The organism is Myxococcus sp. CA051A (assembly GCF_013336705.1).
GTDB lineage: Bacteria > Myxococcota > Myxococcia > Myxococcales > Myxococcaceae > Myxococcus > Myxococcus llanfairpwllgwyngyllgogerychwyrndrobwllllantysiliogogogochensis.
In genome coordinates this window covers 765457-782086 of the sequence record NZ_JABUMS010000001.1, presented here as the reverse complement: position 1 = coordinate 782086, position 16630 = coordinate 765457, and the positions used below count along the sequence as shown (strand labels likewise).

At 67.0% G+C, this 16630-nt stretch carries 8 protein-coding genes; 4 read left to right on the top strand and 4 right to left on the bottom strand.

Annotated features, from left to right (window positions below; genetic code table 11):
• The first annotated feature begins 244 nt into the window (after window positions 1-244).
• Entirely contained in the window at window positions 245-3283 is a 3039-nt protein-coding gene (locus HUA74_RS03160; RefSeq protein ID WP_174453359.1) for a Vps62-related protein, read from the top strand.
• Between the two features lie 121 nt (window positions 3284-3404).
• Here the strand turns inward: HUA74_RS03160 and HUA74_RS03155 are convergent, their stop codons facing one another.
• The 3 genes from HUA74_RS03155 to HUA74_RS03145 all read right to left on the bottom strand — a co-directional run bounded on the left by HUA74_RS03155 (window position 3405) and on the right by HUA74_RS03145 (window position 12779).
• Entirely contained in the window at window positions 3405-10547 is a 7143-nt protein-coding gene (locus tag HUA74_RS03155) for an FG-GAP-like repeat-containing protein (protein ID WP_174453358.1), read from the bottom strand.
• A gap of 44 nt (window positions 10548-10591) precedes the next feature.
• Window positions 10592-11584: a hypothetical protein gene (locus HUA74_RS03150; protein ID WP_174453357.1), complete on the bottom strand. Its 993-nt coding sequence runs from the start codon at window positions 11582-11584 to the stop codon at window positions 10592-10594.
• Between the two features lie 658 nt (window positions 11585-12242).
• Window positions 12243-12779 carry an AAA family ATPase gene (locus HUA74_RS03145; protein WP_141642742.1) on the bottom strand — a complete coding sequence of 179 codons (537 nt, stop codon included), beginning with the start codon at window positions 12777-12779 and terminating at the stop codon, window positions 12243-12245.
• A gap of 179 nt (window positions 12780-12958) precedes the next feature.
• On the opposite strand from HUA74_RS03145, the gene HUA74_RS03140 reads away from it, so the two are divergent.
• Window positions 12959-13570 (top strand): hypothetical protein, encoded by a 612-nt coding sequence (locus HUA74_RS03140; RefSeq protein WP_174453356.1) that lies wholly within the window; start codon window positions 12959-12961, stop codon window positions 13568-13570.
• 24 nt (window positions 13571-13594) lie between these two features.
• Here the strand turns inward: HUA74_RS03140 and HUA74_RS03135 are convergent, their stop codons facing one another.
• Window positions 13595-14974: a DUF2254 domain-containing protein gene (locus tag HUA74_RS03135; RefSeq protein WP_174453355.1), complete on the bottom strand. Its 1380-nt coding sequence runs from the start codon at window positions 14972-14974 to the stop codon at window positions 13595-13597.
• Between the two features lie 688 nt (window positions 14975-15662).
• Between HUA74_RS03135 and HUA74_RS03130 the strand changes: the two genes are divergently transcribed.
• Together HUA74_RS03130 and HUA74_RS03125 are read left to right on the top strand one after the other, a co-directional pair.
• A complete protein-coding gene (locus HUA74_RS03130) occupies window positions 15663-16112 on the top strand; it encodes a hypothetical protein (RefSeq protein ID WP_174453354.1) in 450 nt (149 codons plus the stop codon).
• Window positions 16113-16138: 26 nt separating this feature from the next.
• Entirely contained in the window at window positions 16139-16564 is a 426-nt protein-coding gene (locus tag HUA74_RS03125; RefSeq protein WP_174453353.1) for a DoxX family protein, read from the top strand.
• The last annotated feature ends 66 nt before the right edge of the window (window positions 16565-16630 follow it).

Here is a 16630-nt window from a genome sequence, read left to right as displayed (position 1 = left end):
CCGCCTGTGCCTCCCTCCGAAAGGGCGCGCCGGATAAATCCCCGGGAATCACACGCGAAAACCCTTCGCCGTCTCCAGCCCGGAGACGACGCACTCCACCCACGGAGTAACCCCCTCGAGCCTCCTCGCGGCCCCCACCGCGCGGCATCCTTCGAGGACCCCGCTCGTGGGCAGTCCTCATTCAAGAAGGGGTGACCACGACCTGCGTCCACCCCCGCCTTGAATCAAGCGAAGGGTTCACGACATGAGTCTGGGTGTTTCATTGAAATCCGCGGCATGGCGCGCAGTGCTCCTCGGGGGACTCCTCGCGCTCTCCACGGGTTGCCAGGGCGAAGGCATCGAGTCGGACGGGCACTCCGAATCCCTGCCCGGGGAGACAGAGGCCCTGCCCGTCCTCCAGCAACAGCTGGCCCCGCTGCGCGAGAAGTCCTGCCGGGAAATCAAGAACGCCAGGCCCCAGGCCGGAGATGGTGAGTACACCCTTCACCTCATGGGGGACGCCGCCCGGCCCTGGAAGGCCTGGTGCCACGACATGGCCGGCACTCCCACCGAGTATCTCCCGCTCCCCGAGCATGGCCTCCACTCCAACTTCTCTCAATACACCGCGGGTGGCGCGGCCCCCGGCAGCAACGTCCGCACCGTCTTCTCCAAGCTGCGCATCAACCCCGTCACGCTTGAGGTCGATACGTCCGACCGGCGGTTCGCGACGTCCACCGGCGCGCTCTCACACAATGGCCAGGCCAACATCTCCACCATGCCCTACGCCACCGCCATGTCCTGTGACTGGGGCGGCTCCGGCAGGGCCAACGTCGACTTGCGCGGCACCCCGTTCAAGCTGCCCGCCGACTACTTCGTGACGAGTGGCTTCAGCCAGCTGGGCGCCGCGTCCTACAGCTTCGTCGACCAGGTCGTCTCCATCACTGGCGGCGGCTACTGCGGCTGGACGGCTCCACTCGGCGCCGACCCCGCGCTCGGCGGCGCCCTCCCCCTCTTCTACGCCGCTCCACCTGTCGCCTGGACGCCTGTCGCACGCGTCTACCCCTCCGGTGGCGCCGAGCCCTCCGCCCAGGCGCTCCAGCCCGGCTGGTATGACCAGCACCAGCTCACCGTCGGCAACGACACCATCAGCTCCGTCCACGTCCCCAGGGGCTGGGCCGTCACCCTCTACGAGCACTCGCGCTTCTCCGGCAGCTCCATCACCTTCACCTCCGACACCCTCCTGACGGGCAATGGTTGGGACAAACGGGCCTCCAGCATCAAGGTGGAAGCCCCCGTGTCCGTCTATTCCCAGCACAACTTCGGAGGAGTCCGTCAATCCCTGCGCGCGGGCCGGTATGACATCAACCAGCTCACGCTGGGCAATGACACCCTCCGCTCCCTCAAGGTGCCCGATGGCTTCCAGGTCACCCTCTACGCGGACTCGGGTTTCTCCGGCCAGCGCATCGTCCTCACCCAGGACACGGACCTCACCGGCAGCCTCCTCAACGCCGTCACCTCCAGCCTCGTCGTCGAGTCCACCACCTCCCGCAACAACAACATCCTCCATGGCCAGTGGCTCTCTTCCGGAGGCCAGAGCCGAACCAGTCCCGCCAACCGTCAGTTCCTCGTCGAGCACTCCGGCCCGCCCGACATCGTCACCTTCGACCTCGAAGCCAACAACGCCGGCCCCTACCTCTACCTCCTCGACTCCAGCGGAAACGTGCTCGCCGAGGCGAACGACCCCCTTGGCGGCTCACGCGCGCGCATCGCCTATGACCTCCAGCCCGGCAGCTACAAGCTCGTCGCCGCGACGACCCAGGCCGGGCAGACGGCCGACTTCACCCTGCGCTCCGACAAGGCCCGGCTCCGCTACCCGCTGCGCCTCTCGGTCCAGGCAGAGACCCACTTCGATTGGGTCTACGACGACCACAACACCGGAGCGCACGACAACATCTCCGTCTGGCGTCCCAGGCTCGACCGGTTCCCGGGCCACTACTCCCTGGGCGACGTGGCCATGCCCTCCCATGGCTCACCGCCTCGGATGACCTTCGTGGTCTCCGGTGAGGGGGACGTGCTGGCGCCTCCCATCGACTATGACCTCGTCTGGGATGACAAACACACCCGCGGCTCTCACGATGCCAGCTTCTGGCACCCCAGGCCCGCTCCTGGCTATACCTGCCTCGGCTCGGTGGCCACCCTGGGCTATGACAAGCCGTCCACCCAGCTCATCCGGTGTGTCCGCAGTGAGTATGTCCTGCCCGCAAGCCCTGCCTGGCTGTGGGACGACAGGGGCTCGAGTGCCTATCGCGACGGCACTGTCTTCCAGGCCAATGCCACGGACCACCGGTCCCTGACCGCCTCATCCATGGTGGGCCAGGTCGGCTATGGCGCCGCCAATGCCAGTCTCTTCTGGGCCCTCAACAAGAGCGCCCTCGCCAACGCCGAACTCCAGGGTGCCCCGGTCGATGACCTCACCGTCCTCCAGTACGCGCCCCTGGTCTGGCTCCATCCAGACGAATACTACTGGCCGTCCTCCGCCGAGTTCTTCCTCGCGAACGTGACGCCTGTCGGGTACTTCATGGAGACCCGCGAGCCACTGGGCTGCGCCTCCTGTACGGACCCCGCGTTCCTGCACGGCCAGCGTCCGGACCCGACGACCCATGTGCCGATGTATGCGCAGATCATCCCTCGCACCCAGGCCGGAGCCCCAACCCAGACCACCGACGTCGTCTATTGGATGTTCTACCCCTACAACGGAGGCAAGCGCGTCTGCGTGGGCTTCTACAATGCCGTGCATTCCTGCCTCGGGAAGTTCTCGACCTTCGGCAACCACGTGGGCGACTGGGAGCACGTCACCGTGCGCTTCGTCGACGGGAGACCGACCCATGTCTTCATGGCCCAGCATGCCGAAGGGCAGCTCTTCGTCTATGGAGACAAAGCGCTGGGCCTCTTGAACTTCCATCCCGAGACCTATGTGGCCTTTGGTTCACACGGCGCCTATCCGGACACCGGCTCGCATGTGTACAAGACGCTCTTCAACGGCGAGCTCCTGAGCGACGAAACAGGAAGAGGCACGCCGTGGATTGGGTGGGACCGCCCCGTCATCATCCCCTGGCAGCCGCTGGGCACCTACACGTCGACGAACGGTCCGGCGTGGATGGACTCCATCCTCCAGTGGGGCAATCCGCCAGATGGCTGCCTCAACATCGTCACGCAATACTCGAATGAGTGCATCCGCAACGGCGGCCCCAGCGGGCCCATGCTGAAGACCATCGCCAATCCAGAGGCGATGGTCATGGAGTGAGCGGGCCCACGCTCCGCCAGACTCGAAGGGACACAGGCCCTGCCGGCATTCCGCCGCCGGCAGGGCCTGTGCGGTGGCACCCGCTCCACCCGGGGCACCACCCTCACGCAGTCCTGCTGTCTCAGCCTCCGCTCAGGAAATCGGCGGCGGCCTCGATGACATCATCCTCCGTCTTGAATCCTCGGAACGGCAGCTGCACCTCCTTGAAGATCAACTCATCGGCGAGGCCCAGCTTTCGCGCGGCTTGCAACCGGTTGTTTCCGAGCACGACGTAGTTCTCGTTCGCGATTTTGACGAAGTTGATGAGCTTGTCCTTGATGCCGTCCTTCTGGATGTCTTTGACCAGCTTCACGAACTGGTTTCCGGACATCCGGTCGGTGAGGTGCAGGCCCGCCTTGCGCAGCTCGCCGTAGGTGAAGGACACGGCTTCCTTCACGGCCAGCCCGCTCACCGAGTTGTTGTGGACCCACGAGAAGAACTCCCCGACGAAGTACGTGTGGGCGAACTCCACCTCGAAGTTGAAGACGACCTGCTGCTCGGCGGACGTCGCGACGGAGAGGACGCGCAGGAGCTGTCCCGTGGCGCTTTCGACCCCGTCCCCGGCGCGGAGGTCCTGTGCCTCCGTCCAGCCCTGGCCGGCGACGCCGAACGGATGCTCCGCCGTCACTCCGAGCTCTTCACGAGTGCCATCAGGCGCTTCGAGGACGACGCGGAGCACCACCCTCTCCGGCTTGATGAAGGTCCTCGTCACCCGGTGCCAGCCCGGCTCCTTCGTCTTCTCGTTCCAGGCCCACACCCAGTCTCCCGCCAGGACTTCCTCGATGGGCCTCAGTCCCTCCGCGGTGAGGACGGGAGTCCCCGCGACGAAGCAGCCTCCGAGCGGGAATCTCGGGGCGAGGGCGAGCCCCGCCCTGTTGATCAAACTGCGGGTCGCCGAGGTGACGATGGGTGCCGCGGTCTTGAACGCGAACCCCACCACCTTCGCGGAGGCAAGTGAGATGACCACCTGAGTCACATCACTGGCCAGCTCATCGTTGTCACCTCGCATCAACGACAGCATCAGGTTGAGCGACGTGGTGCCGAGCCCCACGAAGGGGACGTAGGACCACTTGGTCTCCCGCAGCCATCCCTGGAGCGAATCCATCTGCTGGTCGTTCATCGCGAACAGGCCGCGACCATCTCCCACGCAGTACTTGCACGAGGACTCGACGTAGCCCGTCTCCATGCTGCCGTTCTGGTCCGCCCCACCCGCGACGGCCGAAGGAGTGCTGTCACCCTGTCCGACTCCGTCACCAGTCCCCGTTCCCACGCTGGGAGCGCCGCAGTCACCGGGGTTCGCCGAGCCGCAGATCTCCATCAGTTCGCCGTCCGCCGTATGCCAGGTGCCCACGACACTCGAGGACTCGGTGGGCGTGAACCCGCTGAGGTCGACGTAGCGCAGGGGGTTGTTGAAGCCATAGCTGTAGCGGTTGAACGCCTGGCTGGAATAGGGCGCCTTGACCACCGGGTCGGGCGTCAGGAAGCGCCCCACCCTCGGGTCGTAGAGCCGCCCCTTCATGTTGACCAGCCCCGCCTCGTCGTCCCACTCGTGGCTGGTGAAGCCCACACGCACGTCGCTGGCGGTGGAGGCCGGCGCCAGCGTCGGGTCGTCCGCCCGGCCCTGCGCCCCGAAGGGTTGGTATTTGCGCTGCTCCAGCACGTTGCCTGCGTCGTTCGTCACCGTCTCCACCGAGCCCAGGTGGTCGTGCAGCAGGTACGTGGTGACAGGCGTGGCGCCGCCGCTCGCGGCCAGCGTCACCTGCGCCACCGCCTTCCCACTGGCCATCACCTGGAAGACGTGCGACTCGACGCCCGCCTTCTTGCGCTTCTCGTAGAGGCCTCCCGCCACATAGAGGGTGGAGTCCCCGTTGCTGTGCTGCTTGAGCGTGCGGCGCTGGAGCGCGTCGTAGGTGAACGTCAACGTTCCCTGCTGCGTCACCAGCGTCGAGGGCAGGTTGAAGGCGGTATAGGTGATGTTGCGGAAGCGCCCCGTCGCGGGCTCGTTCGCCTGGGTCTGGTTCCCCCCGGTGTCGTAGCTGAACGTCTCAGCCAGTGTGCCGAAGGCAGGGTCCGTGCTCACGCCGGTGATGGCGTGCCGTGACGCGGTGAGGGCCCCGTACTGGAAGTAGAGCTGCTCGGTCTGTGTGCCATTGCGGACCACCCGCCTGGCGTTGAGGTTGCCCAGGTCGTCGTAGCCGTAGTTGGTGACGGTGTTGTCGCAGCCCGCCTGCACCGTCCAACGCGTCAGGCGGTCCACGCCGTCGTACTGGAACGACTCCGTCACCTGGTTCAGGTTGTCGTGACGGCTGCGCAGGCTGTCATCCGCGTTGTAGCTGTACGCCAGCGACTGGACGAGCTGTCCGGCCGCCTTGCGGGATTCGATGAAGCGCAGACGCCCCTGGCCGTCGTAGCGGTTCCAGCTGGTGAGGACATTGCCTCCCCGCGCCTCGACGAGCAGGCGGCCGGCGGCATCCCGGTCCTTCACGCGCCAGTATTCGGCGCTGGTGGCGGCGTCTCGCACGGACTCGGGGTAACCCGTGGCCGTATACGTCTGCTGGACGGCCAGGCGGGTGCCACCGGGGCCCGTCGGATACCAGGTCTTGTCCAGACGCCCGTACCCGTCGTAGCTCTGGTCGACGGGGTACGTCGCGCCATTGAGCGACAGCGACTCCTGCGTGAAGCGCCCCAGCGTGTCGTAGGCATAGGTCGTGACGACGTCATCCGCGGTCGCGACGGTGTTCCGGTCGTTCTCCGCCTTGGCCAATACCCCCTTGCCCTGGGGAGCGGTGTCCCAGAACAGGTGCGTCTGGCCATCCGGGTTCCGGATGAACACCTCGCGCCCCAGGGTGTCGTGGGCATAGCGCGTCAGGACGCCCGCCGCGTCCGTCTCCTCACGGACATCGCTGTAGGCGTCGTAGAGGGTGATGAGCGCGCCCAGCTTGGGCTCCAGCAGCTTCGTGCGACGCCCCCGCACGTCGTACTCCATCACCGTGACGGCGCCGCTCGGGTCCTTCGTCGAGTCCAGCACGCCGAACGGCCCGTGGAGGTACTCGGTCACCAGCCAGGGAGCGGATGGCTCCCGCAGCTCGCTCACATGCACCACCTGCCCCAGCGGGTTGCGGTTGACGTAGGTCTTGTTCCGCTTCTCGTCATAGACAGTCGTGGTGCGCCACTCGTGGACCCACTCCCGGAAGGTGCCGTCCGGGTTCGTCTGCTTCAACTTCCGCCCCAGGTTGTCGTAGGTGAAGGTCGTGGCCTTCTCGGCTTCGCGGTCGTACCGAGGCTGCGTGATGCGCAAGGTGCGCCCGAAGAAGTCATAGGCCATCGTCGCGCGACTCCAGGAGCCGTCGGCGGCCTGGACGAGGGTGTAGATCTCCCGGTCCCAGCGGTCCAGCCTGTGAGTCAGGGAGGGACTGCCGTCCCGCTGGACCGTGATGCGGGTTCCCGGCGCCTCCCGGTGGTACTCCATCCAAACCGTGGCACCCCCAGAAGCTCCTCCCTCCCGGTAGGGAGCCGTCTCCATCCGAAGGCGACCGAAGCCGTCATACGCGTTGCGCACCCGCACCCCGTTGGGGTCCTCGGTGAGCGCCACCACTCCCAACCCCGGGTGATGGGCGACGTCGGTGCGGTGCCCGGCGGCGTTGATGATGACCGTGGGGAAGATCTTCTCGAGGCCCTCGTAGGAGATCTGCTCCAGACGCGGCAGCACCCCTTGCGTGTCCGAGGTCTCGATGGACGTCACCTGGCCGGTGAGGTCGCGTGAGTACGTGGTGAAGAGCTTCGTGTCCGCGGTGCCCTCCGGCGCCTGGGTGACGCGCCACAGGGCATTGGACTCCGGGCAGGAAGCTCCGGGGCAGTACTGGTACGTCGTGGCGCGGGTGGCTTGCTGTCCGCCGGGATGGCGGGTCGAGGCTGGAGTGTAGGACGTGTCCGTCTCCCGCCGGGTGAGGCCCAGTACCCAGGTGGATGGATGGTTCTCCACCTCCAGGACGCGCTCCGTCCAGGTGCCCTCGACGGCGTTCTCATCCGTGCGCACGACGGTGAAGAGCCGCGTGGCATTGCCGTAGCCGTCGCAGTCCTGGGACTGGAGCTTCCACGACACGGTGCCGAAGATTCCGTCCTTCTCGGAGAGGGTCGTCACCGAGGGACAGAGGAACCGGGTGCGCCCTTCCGGAGCGATGCGCGGCTCGCGGGTGAAGGTGCTGGTGACGGTATGGGTGCGTCCCGTCAGGGGCGTGGCGACCTCTTCCTGCTTGGGGAGGAACGCGTGCAGGTACAGCGTGCCAGTGCGAGTGGTGTTGTCATAGACCGTCGTCGTCACCTTGCTCGTTATCTGGTCGGTGACGGTGCGGCGGGAGAACCCCAGCCAGCCACGGCCGCGGAGGTCCGTGCGAGCCCCCTCGTAGGCGAGGATGGACCAGTGGAAGAAGGCATCCGGGCCGTCGAGCCCGTTGTCCGTCATGTACGCATTGACGGCCCACATGCCCCGCACCCCGCAGTACTGGGGATAGGTGCACCCGCCCGCCGTGAAGTGGCCCGGAGAGTTCCCCAGCGCGCGGTGCTCGAAGGAGGCCCACTTGCCATTGCCATCCGTGACCCGGCGGAGCAGGTCCGGCTTGAGGCCCTGGCGCAGGTGCACCACGAGCTGGCTCGTGAAGACGTTCCCGACGACCTGGATGATGTCCTGCAGGCCGTCACCGTTGATGTCGCCCACCCGCGTGAGCTTCTGCCCCCAGCCGGCCCCTTCCAGATCCGTGGTGGAGCCCAGGGGTGAGGTGAAGCCCTGCCCCGTGGACATCCCCACCGGCAGGCCGGTCAGCACCTTCGAGGTGAAGCCAGCGCCCGTCGACAACAGCACGGTGAGGTTCGTCCGGATGGTGCCCCGGTCATTGTAACTGTCCGTCAGCAGCAGGTCTTGACGCCCATCCATGTTGTAGTCGAGGAGGCGCACGCCGCTGTCGACGAAGCGCCCCACCGCTCCCCACTGCGAGGGGCCAGGCATGGCCCCCGCGGGAATGGAGAGCGTCTGCGGAGGCAGGAAGCCACTGCCGTTGTTGATGGCCAACCGGAGTTCGCGCGGGACGCCGTCATGCGGCTGACGTTCCTTGTGAAGCGTGAGTGCATCCGGCAGCCCATCGCCGGTCACGTCCACCATCCACATATCGCGGTAGTGGAAGGGCCCGCTGAACTCGTAGTCCCATGGCAGGGCCGTCAGCGTCGTCTCCGTCTCGCGCCGGCTGCCATCCGGGTTGATGCCCACCGCGGTGTAGTACCCGGCGAACCCATCCGGGCTGCGTGACTGGGTGGTGGGCAGGGTGTTCGGCTTGCGCAGCAGCACCTCGGCGGCGCCGTCGCCGTCCACGTCCGCCACGAAGCCGGAATGGTCCACGCCGGAGCGCGCGCCAATGGCGGTATAGCCAGGGAAGCCCAGGGTGCCGGTGGTGCCCAGTTGGTTGAGCCGCCAGGCCCACTCCGTGGGGACGCTCGTGCCCGCGTTGCTGGGGCGCCACGAGCGGAGCAGGTCCGGCAGGCCGTCGCCACTGAGGTCGGCCACCTGGAGGCCCGGGGGCTTCACCGTCGCGGTCGACGTGCCGCACACCGCATACGTCTCATGGCCGTCCAGGACGGCGGGAGTGAAGTTGGAGCCGTTGTAGCGGTAGACCTGGAAGTGGCCGCTGATGTTGTTGTCGCAGTCGGTCCGGTTGAGGGCGACGATGTCCGTCTTTCCGTCCATGTCCATGTCGACGGCCGACAGGTCATCCTGCGAGTCACCGACCTGCGAGGCAGGCAGACTGACGGTGGTATAGCCGCCGAACCCCGAGCCGTTGCTCAACCGCAGACGCCACTCCGCCGGGGAGTAGCCCGCGGTGGAGGAGAACCGCATGAAGCGGTAGAGCAGGTCGTCCTTACCGTCTCCGTTGACGTCCGCGACGTGCAGGTTCCAGAAGTCGCGGGCCTTGTAATGGAGGGTGCTGGACGTGTCGGGGACGTCGCTGTTGGCCGCGACGTCCGCGATGCCCGTGTTGAGGGTGAGGAACTGCTCCGAGCCCAGCTCCCAGTCGAACGTCGTCTTCTCCTTGCACGCGTTCCGGCCGTCACACTCCTGGACGGACTTGAGCAGGCTCCGTCCGGAGACACTGTCGTTCCGGTACTCGAGCGCGTACCTGCGCCAGAGGGTGCTCGGACCCGACTCCCACTGGGAGACAGGCACGTCCGGCGCGAACATGTCGATGTGGTCCAGGCGCGAGGCCGAGCGCATCTTGAAGCCCGCCACGTAGGACTCATCCAGGTCCCCCGGCTCGTAGTGGAACTCCACGCGACGCAGACGCGCGGCCACGGTCGCGTCCGTGTAGGAGCCCGTGTACTCGATGTGCTTCAGCCGCTGCTCGTAGCCCGTCTCCTGGTCGCCCAGCAGGTCGTAGCCGAGCCGCAGGTAGTTGCCTTGCCTGTCCTTCACCTCGGACAGGGCCCAGGCGTAGCGCACCGCCTGGAGGTTCGCCGTGCTCACGCCCGCGGGCAGCGCCTGGGTGGGGAGGACCCGCATCCCCGCCAGCACGGCGCCGTAGGTGAAGATGCGCCCGTCCTTTTGACGCACCTCGAAGTAATCCGGCGGACCATTCGGGGTGCTGGTGGAGAGCATCACCCGGGCGAAGGTGTCGACCTCGGTGCGGTACACGCTCCCGCTGGCGCCGTACTGCGTCGTCTCGGGGTTGAGGTGGATGAGCCGGGCGCCGTCCAGACACAGCGCATCCGTCGCGTCGAAGCGCACCTGCGCCACCGCGCTGTCCTGCGCCAGCGTCTTGCGACAACGGGTGATGCGGGAGAGCGTCCCTGTCAGCGTGAAGCCCATCCCAGCCAGCCCCATCCCGGAGCGGCTGTGGTAGCTGAGCGCGAGCTCCGGCTGCATCCCCGCGCGGCCCGGAGGCACCCACAAGGGCAGACGGTAGGTCGCCGCGCCATCCGGGGTGACCGAGAACGTTCCCTCGGTGGCACCCGCGGCGAGCCCGGCCAGGGCATTGGTGTCCACCACCGCTCCCACGGGCGGCAGCAGCCGCTCATCCCCGCTCAGGCGGTTCTCCGAGACCTCGGCCTCGGTCAGTCCCTCGCCGCTGCCCGGAATGGGGCCACACGACCCGAGAAGGCTCGCGCCATAGAGGCCCAGCATGCACAGCGAAAGGGCGCGCTTCGCCCGACCATCCTTCTTCTGAAGTGGCTCTGATGTCATGTCGATGTCCTGGAGGTCCCGAGAGACGACGTCCGAAGTGCGCCTCATCGCCGCTGCTCTGATTTCATGGGTTCGGAGCCGCCCGTGCAGACACCCGCTCGGCAGTAGGCACCTCCCGAGCAACTGCCGCAGTTCACCGTCCCACCGCAGCCATTGCTCGCGGTTCCGCACTCCCTGCCGTCGCAGGCATCCTCGTAGACAGCGCAACCGCAGACGTTGGGCGTACCGCCACCGCCACAGGTGTTGGCGCCCGAGCAGGAGCCGCCACAGGAGTAGGAGCCACCGCAGCCGTCGGACACCGTGCCGCAGTTCTTTCCGGCACAGACGGTGGACTGCGGGAGTGCGGTGCAGCCGCAGACGTTCGGCGTGCCACCTCCTCCACACGTTTGCGTGCCGGCGCAGCCGCCGCAATTCCACGAGCCGTTACACCCGTTGGGCACCAGGCCGCACTTGCCGTTGCACGCGGTAGCCTGCGGAATGGGGGTACACGCGCAGACGTTGGCCACCCCTCCAGCGCCACAGGACTGGCCGCTCGGGCAGGTCCCGCAGTTCAGCGTCCCACCACAGCCATCCGCGAGGGCGCCGCAGTTCTTGCCCTGGGCCTGGCAGGTCGTGGGCTCGCAGCAGGCCTGCACGACATCCACCTGGCACACATCCCCCTCGATGCCGCTGCTCCCCTCATCGATGGCACCGTCACAGTCGTCGTCCTGCCCGTTGCAGGACTCCGCGTTGCCCGTGGCCCCGTCGGGGATGCCGTCCTTGTTGTCGTCACAGCGGTTGCACTCGACCTCGCGAGAGGGAGACACGGGCTGACACGGTCCAACGGAGCCGTCCTGTCCACAGACGGAGCGGCCGCTCGGCCCGCACCAGTCACAGGCCTTCGTGCTGCCCGCGGTCCAGGCACAGGTGCTCGCCCCCGACGCGCACACGCTGACGCCACCACAGCCATTGGCCATGGTGCACGACAGCCCCGACAGGCCCTCGTCCACGGCGCCATCGCCGTCGTCGTCGCAGCTGTTGCAGAGTTCGTCCCGCAACGCGGTGCAGGAGCCGGGGATGGTGCTTCCCGTGGCGCTACATTGGAGCTTCCCGTTGCGCCCGCAGACAGAGCACGAGGTGGTGGACTCCAGTGAATAAGTGCAGGGCCCGTAGGCGGTTCCTTCACAGATTCGGGTTCCCTGACACGCGCCGGACGAACAGGAAACCGTCTCCCCGTCGATACAGGCGGCATGGGCTTCTTCGAGTGGCAGGAGGCCCAGACAAAACAAGAGAATGAGCGCGAGCCGCGCTTGTGATTGAGGCAAGAGCATGGAGTTCTGGCGAAGGAGGAGAAATGCGTGAAACGGCGACGGACCCGGAGCGAGCCGACGAGCTCTCGCGTCAGGGGCTGCCCAGGGGATGCGAACTACTCCGGGGAGTTCCGAGGAAGTCCGTGGGTCAAGGACAGACTCCTGGGCCACCCGCCACGAGGAGGTTCTTGGGGGGACTCAACACGTCTGACGGGGCACGCCCGGACGTCGTTGTTCCCCAGCCAGGCACATCGGAGTCAGCACGGGCAGGGCCGCCCCTCAGCAGGGCCGCCTTCACGACGCATCGCAACCACTCCACCTTGACCACGTCAGCGCTCTCTTCGGCCCCTGCGAGCGACACTTTAACGGCAGGTCACATGCGTCAGTCAACAGGAGCGTCTCATTATCAATCTGCTTCAGAGAGGTGCGCGAGCACCTGTTTCGCACGCGCTCTCGGAGAACCTTCGACCTCGAGCACCTCCACTTCGAAGCCGTGAGCATCCTCGAGGAGGAGGTCCTTCAACTTCTCGTCGACAGCCAGACGCAGCGCCTTGTCGTCCGAGGCGGAGAGCGAGACCCGGTCCGGGCGCTCGATGCCGACGAGGACGATCAAATCCAACTTCTGGAGCGCGCCGCGTACGCGCGGGAGCCACGCATCGAGGTCGAACGCGTCGCTGTCCTCGTGGGCCAACAGGTATCCGATGAAGTCCACCGGACATCGGTCGAACAACACGTCGCGGGTGCCCTCCTCCAGGTTGTCGATGGAGCGCGCGAGCTGCGCTTCGAAATCCTCGACCGACGGGGTCTCCGCGAACGCGTACCCCTCCTCCTCCATCTGGTGGTACGGCTCATCCACCGTCACGTAGGTGGGGAGGAGGTCGGACAACTCCTCGATAAGGGTGGACTTCCCCGCGCGATGAGTCCCGGAGATGGCGATTCGCATGCATCAGCGCTCTAACAGTCGGCCCCCCGCGACGTCAGCACGGAACGAACGGGTGGCCAGGCATGGGCAAAAACGGCAACTTTCGTTGCGCGGAAAATGGACCTCCGGGGTTCCCTGAACGCGGGGCAGCAAGGCCGGCAGTGATGTCTCGCGTTTCGTCCCCTTGAAAGGGAGCCCAGATGCTGCGTTCGCGCCTCTTGATGGCTGTTGCCCTGCTGGCACTCAGTGCGTGTGGTGAGAGTGATTCCAAGTCCCCGGAGGAGCCGGGGTACGTGGAACCTCCGGACGACAACCAGCCCGACCATCGTCCCAACGTCACGGGCACGTATGACGTCACGGGGACCCTGGGCACCGAGCTGAATGGCCGCACGGACTTCACCCCCATCCGGGATGTCGTCCGAATCGACGCCACCCACAGCGTCCGCAGCAGGGTGCATGTCCATCTCAACGACATGAACTGTGGCACCGGCATCCTCGCGACGATGACGGGCGAGACCACCTTCAACATCAACGAGGGCTCCTGCCCGCTTCCTCCTGAAAGCGGCTGCACGTCCACGGTGAGGTTCAACGGAGGCAGCGGCTCCCGGCCCGTGAATGGCGCCCTCCAGCTCGGACTCCAGGGACAACTCGAGGTGCGGTGCGGCTCCCAGTCCGCCAGCGCGCGCCTCTCCCTCGACGTCTCCGGTTCCCGCACGGGCCAGGACCTCCCGGACACACGGGCCCAGGTGCTCGCCCTGGGCGCGGACCTGGCCAGCGCCCTGCGTCGACTCGAGCAAGACGTACGGCCCTGAGCCGTCCGCCACCCACCCGAGGGGCTAGAAGGCGAGCATCGGAACAGGAGGCATGGCGCCTCCTTCCATCAAGCGCTCCATCGCCGCGCCATGGCGTCGGAGCTCCTGGAGGTCCGGCATGCCCACCTGGGCGCGCTCCGCCTCGGCCTGGATGAGGTGCAGGGCGTCCCGCACCGCCTGCCGCGTCTCCTCCGTCGTGGCGCGCTGGCCGACCTCTCCCGCCAGCCGCTGCAGGCGGAGCACCACCATGGGCTCGCCAGCGCCGTAGCGGAGGATCTGCCGGGTGGCGAGCGACAGGTAGTCGCGGAACGTGGCCGCGCGGAGGAACACCCGTGGGCGCCCCGAGGAATCCGCGAGCACGCGCGGCCCCAGTCGCATCGGCTCCAGCGCGCACAGCAGGAAGGTGAGCTGATCCACCACCTCCAGGGCCGTATAGGGGTCGTTGACGGCGGGTGAGAGAGCCTTGACGGCCATGTCCACGAGCTGCCGCATGCACAGCGCCACATCCGAGCCCTGCTCGCGCCAGCGGCCCAGCAGGATGGCCTTCTCCAGATGAGGGAAGACCTCGGGCCGTCCTGGCGCCACCCGCCCCAGCACCGCGCCCCGCGTCACGGGCTCGCCGATGGCCACGTCCACATGCACCTCGAGTCCCCGCGCCTCGGCCCACGACAAGAGCGAGGCCCCGTCCACGTCCACGACAAAGCCTTGTCCGTGAGCCCGGAACACGACGGTGTCTTGAGAGGACGTCCGCGCCGGCTGGGGCGGCTCCACGTCGTGCCTCCGGCGCCGCGCCAGCGCGCGGGCGCCGTCCAACGCATCCTGGCGGATCTGCCGGACGATGTTCTCCACGCGCATCAACTGGAAGGTGTTGAGGACATGGAACACCAGCGCCGCCTCACAGAGGATGAGCAGCACCATGGCCATGCCGAGCGCGGGCCGCGGATACCGTCCATCGGTGGGCGTGAACCCAAGCATCTCCGTCGCCACGAGGCAGAAGATGCTCGTGGAGATGAAGATGGGAATGATGAAGCGGATGCCCGGGCCCCGCAGGTACATGCGCAGCAAGCGTGGCGAGTACTGCGCGGCGGCGTTCTGGACCACGATCATGGACAGCGACAGCACGACACTCAGCGAGGTCAGGACGATGCCCAGCACCGTGGAGAGCATGGTCCGGGCTTCGACCACAGAGGCATCCCACGCCACGCCCCGCAAAACGGGCGAGAGCCCCGAAGGAGGCCGCACCAGCACCACGCCCATGAGGCCGCCCAGCAGCGCGCCCACGATGGGCATCCACCAGAGTGACTGGCGCAACCACCAGCGGCTCCGGTGGAAGTCGTGGGCCGCCACGAGCCTCGGGGCAGGCAGCCTTTCGAGCCCGTGTCCGAACGTCCGTGCGCCCGCCATGTGCCGCGCCTCCGCCCCGGGGCCTCGCGTCGCACGCCCTGGATGAAGGTGGAAGCACGGACAGGCCCCTGCAATGCACGGGAGCCCTGCGGCCCGGCGCGGCCTCGGACGGCCGTTCGCGGTGCTCGCATTCGGCCGAGGGGTTCTCGTGGCGGCATGGGATGATTCCATCTGGAATCAACGGCAAACGACCACTGGCCAACTCGGACCCCGCCCCAAGTACGACGGCGCTTAATTCACAGACACCGGGGCGTATTCCTATCTGCGTCTGAAATTCAGGCCCCTGCAGACGCGGAACGAAGTGGAGGAGGCCATGAGAGTCGTGGAGCCGCGTCGTCATGCCTTGTGGGTCGTGCGTGCGTTCCAGGATGGCGCACGTGCGAGGTCCGTTGTTGTGACGGCGACGTGGCCAGTTCCTACCAGGTATGCGGCAACGGCCGCGACGGGGCCCAGGGCAGGTGCTCGAACCACGGCGGCGTCAGGCGCATTCGCTGGTCGCCGTAGGGCCATCAGACGCACCCGCCAGGACACGCACGTCCGGGCGGGTTCCTGTTTGTCCTGGAGCATGCCTCGCGCCAGCCTGAGCGGCTCTCGCCTCCGCCTCACAAGAGGCATTGGAAGCGCGCTCTGCTAGGGTTCACGGCGCCAGCGCCGGAGGCACGAATTTCATCGGAGACGAGCGACACGCATGACTTCACTGGCATCCCTCTATCGTGATGTGCCGCTCACCGGGATCTTCCTCTTCGGGTTCTGCCCTTCCGGCTTCGCGGTGGGATACCTCATCCTGCTGACGTGGCTGCACGACCGAAAGCTGCGCGAGCTGCGCTTCGCGTGGGGACTCGTGGGACTCATCATCCTCGTCAACCCCTGGATGCAGGCAGCAGTGCTGGAGCCCATCAACTCGGCGCGGGTGGATGCACTGGTGGAGCGGGCACGGCAAGCGGCGCTGGAAGGGCGCACGCAGGCCGAAGTCGAGCGAGTCCTTGGACTCCCCTCCAGCATCAGTGTGCCCTCGTCGGGCCCCACCGTTACATGGGAGTACGAGCCCTTGCCGTTCTACCTTCTGGGGGGACGTCTCCAGGTCTTCTTCAACCGCGATGCCCATCCCCGCGTCGTAGGCTGGGAGCGCGATTGGTAGCACCAGAGCAGAACCCGAGGAATTCCATGACCACGGCGATCACCGGCAGCACGAGTCCATCCAAGACGCTCCCCGCCAGTCTGTGGCTCGTTCAGGCACTCCTGGGAATCCTCTTCGCCGGCACCGGCCTCTGGAAGCTCCTGACGCCAGTCGCAGCGCTCGCCGCGATGATTCCGTGGGCAGGTCAGGTTCCGGTGGCGTTCCTGTACACAACGGCGCTGTTCGACCTGCTCGGCGGGATTGGCGTCGTCCTGCCCTCGCTCACTCGAATCAAGCCGGGCCTGACAGTCCTCGCCGCACTGGGCTGCGCGGCGCTCCAGGTCTCCGCCATCCTCTTCCACCTCTCACGCGGAGAGGCCGCGAATACGCCCTTCAACTTCCTGCTCGTCGGCCTCTCTCTCTTCGTCGCCTGGGGGCGACGCTCCCGAGCCCCCATCCAGCCTCGGAGTTGACGGACCTTGAAGTGGCGCGGCCTTGCGTCGCATGCCGCTCTGGGACACGCTGTACTCCCCATACAG

Bases quoted from the DNA above. Each gene is read 5' to 3' on its own strand.
- HUA74_RS03160 (WP_174453359.1), top strand. From the start codon at position 245: ATGAGTCTGGGTGTTTCATTGAAATCCGCGGCATGGCGCGCAGTGCTC.
- HUA74_RS03155 (WP_174453358.1), bottom strand. From the start codon at position 10,547: ATGACATCAGAGCCACTTCAGAAGAAGGATGGTCGGGCGAAGCGCGCC.
- HUA74_RS03145 (WP_141642742.1), bottom strand. From the start codon at position 12,779: ATGCGAATCGCCATCTCCGGGACTCATCGCGCGGGGAAGTCCACCCTT.
- HUA74_RS03140 (WP_174453356.1), top strand. From the start codon at position 12,959: ATGCTGCGTTCGCGCCTCTTGATGGCTGTTGCCCTGCTGGCACTCAGT.
- HUA74_RS03135 (WP_174453355.1), bottom strand. From the start codon at position 14,974: ATGGCGGGCGCACGGACGTTCGGACACGGGCTCGAAAGGCTGCCTGCC.
- HUA74_RS03130 (WP_174453354.1), top strand. From the start codon at position 15,663: ATGACTTCACTGGCATCCCTCTATCGTGATGTGCCGCTCACCGGGATC.
- HUA74_RS03125 (WP_174453353.1), top strand. From the start codon at position 16,139: ATGACCACGGCGATCACCGGCAGCACGAGTCCATCCAAGACGCTCCCC.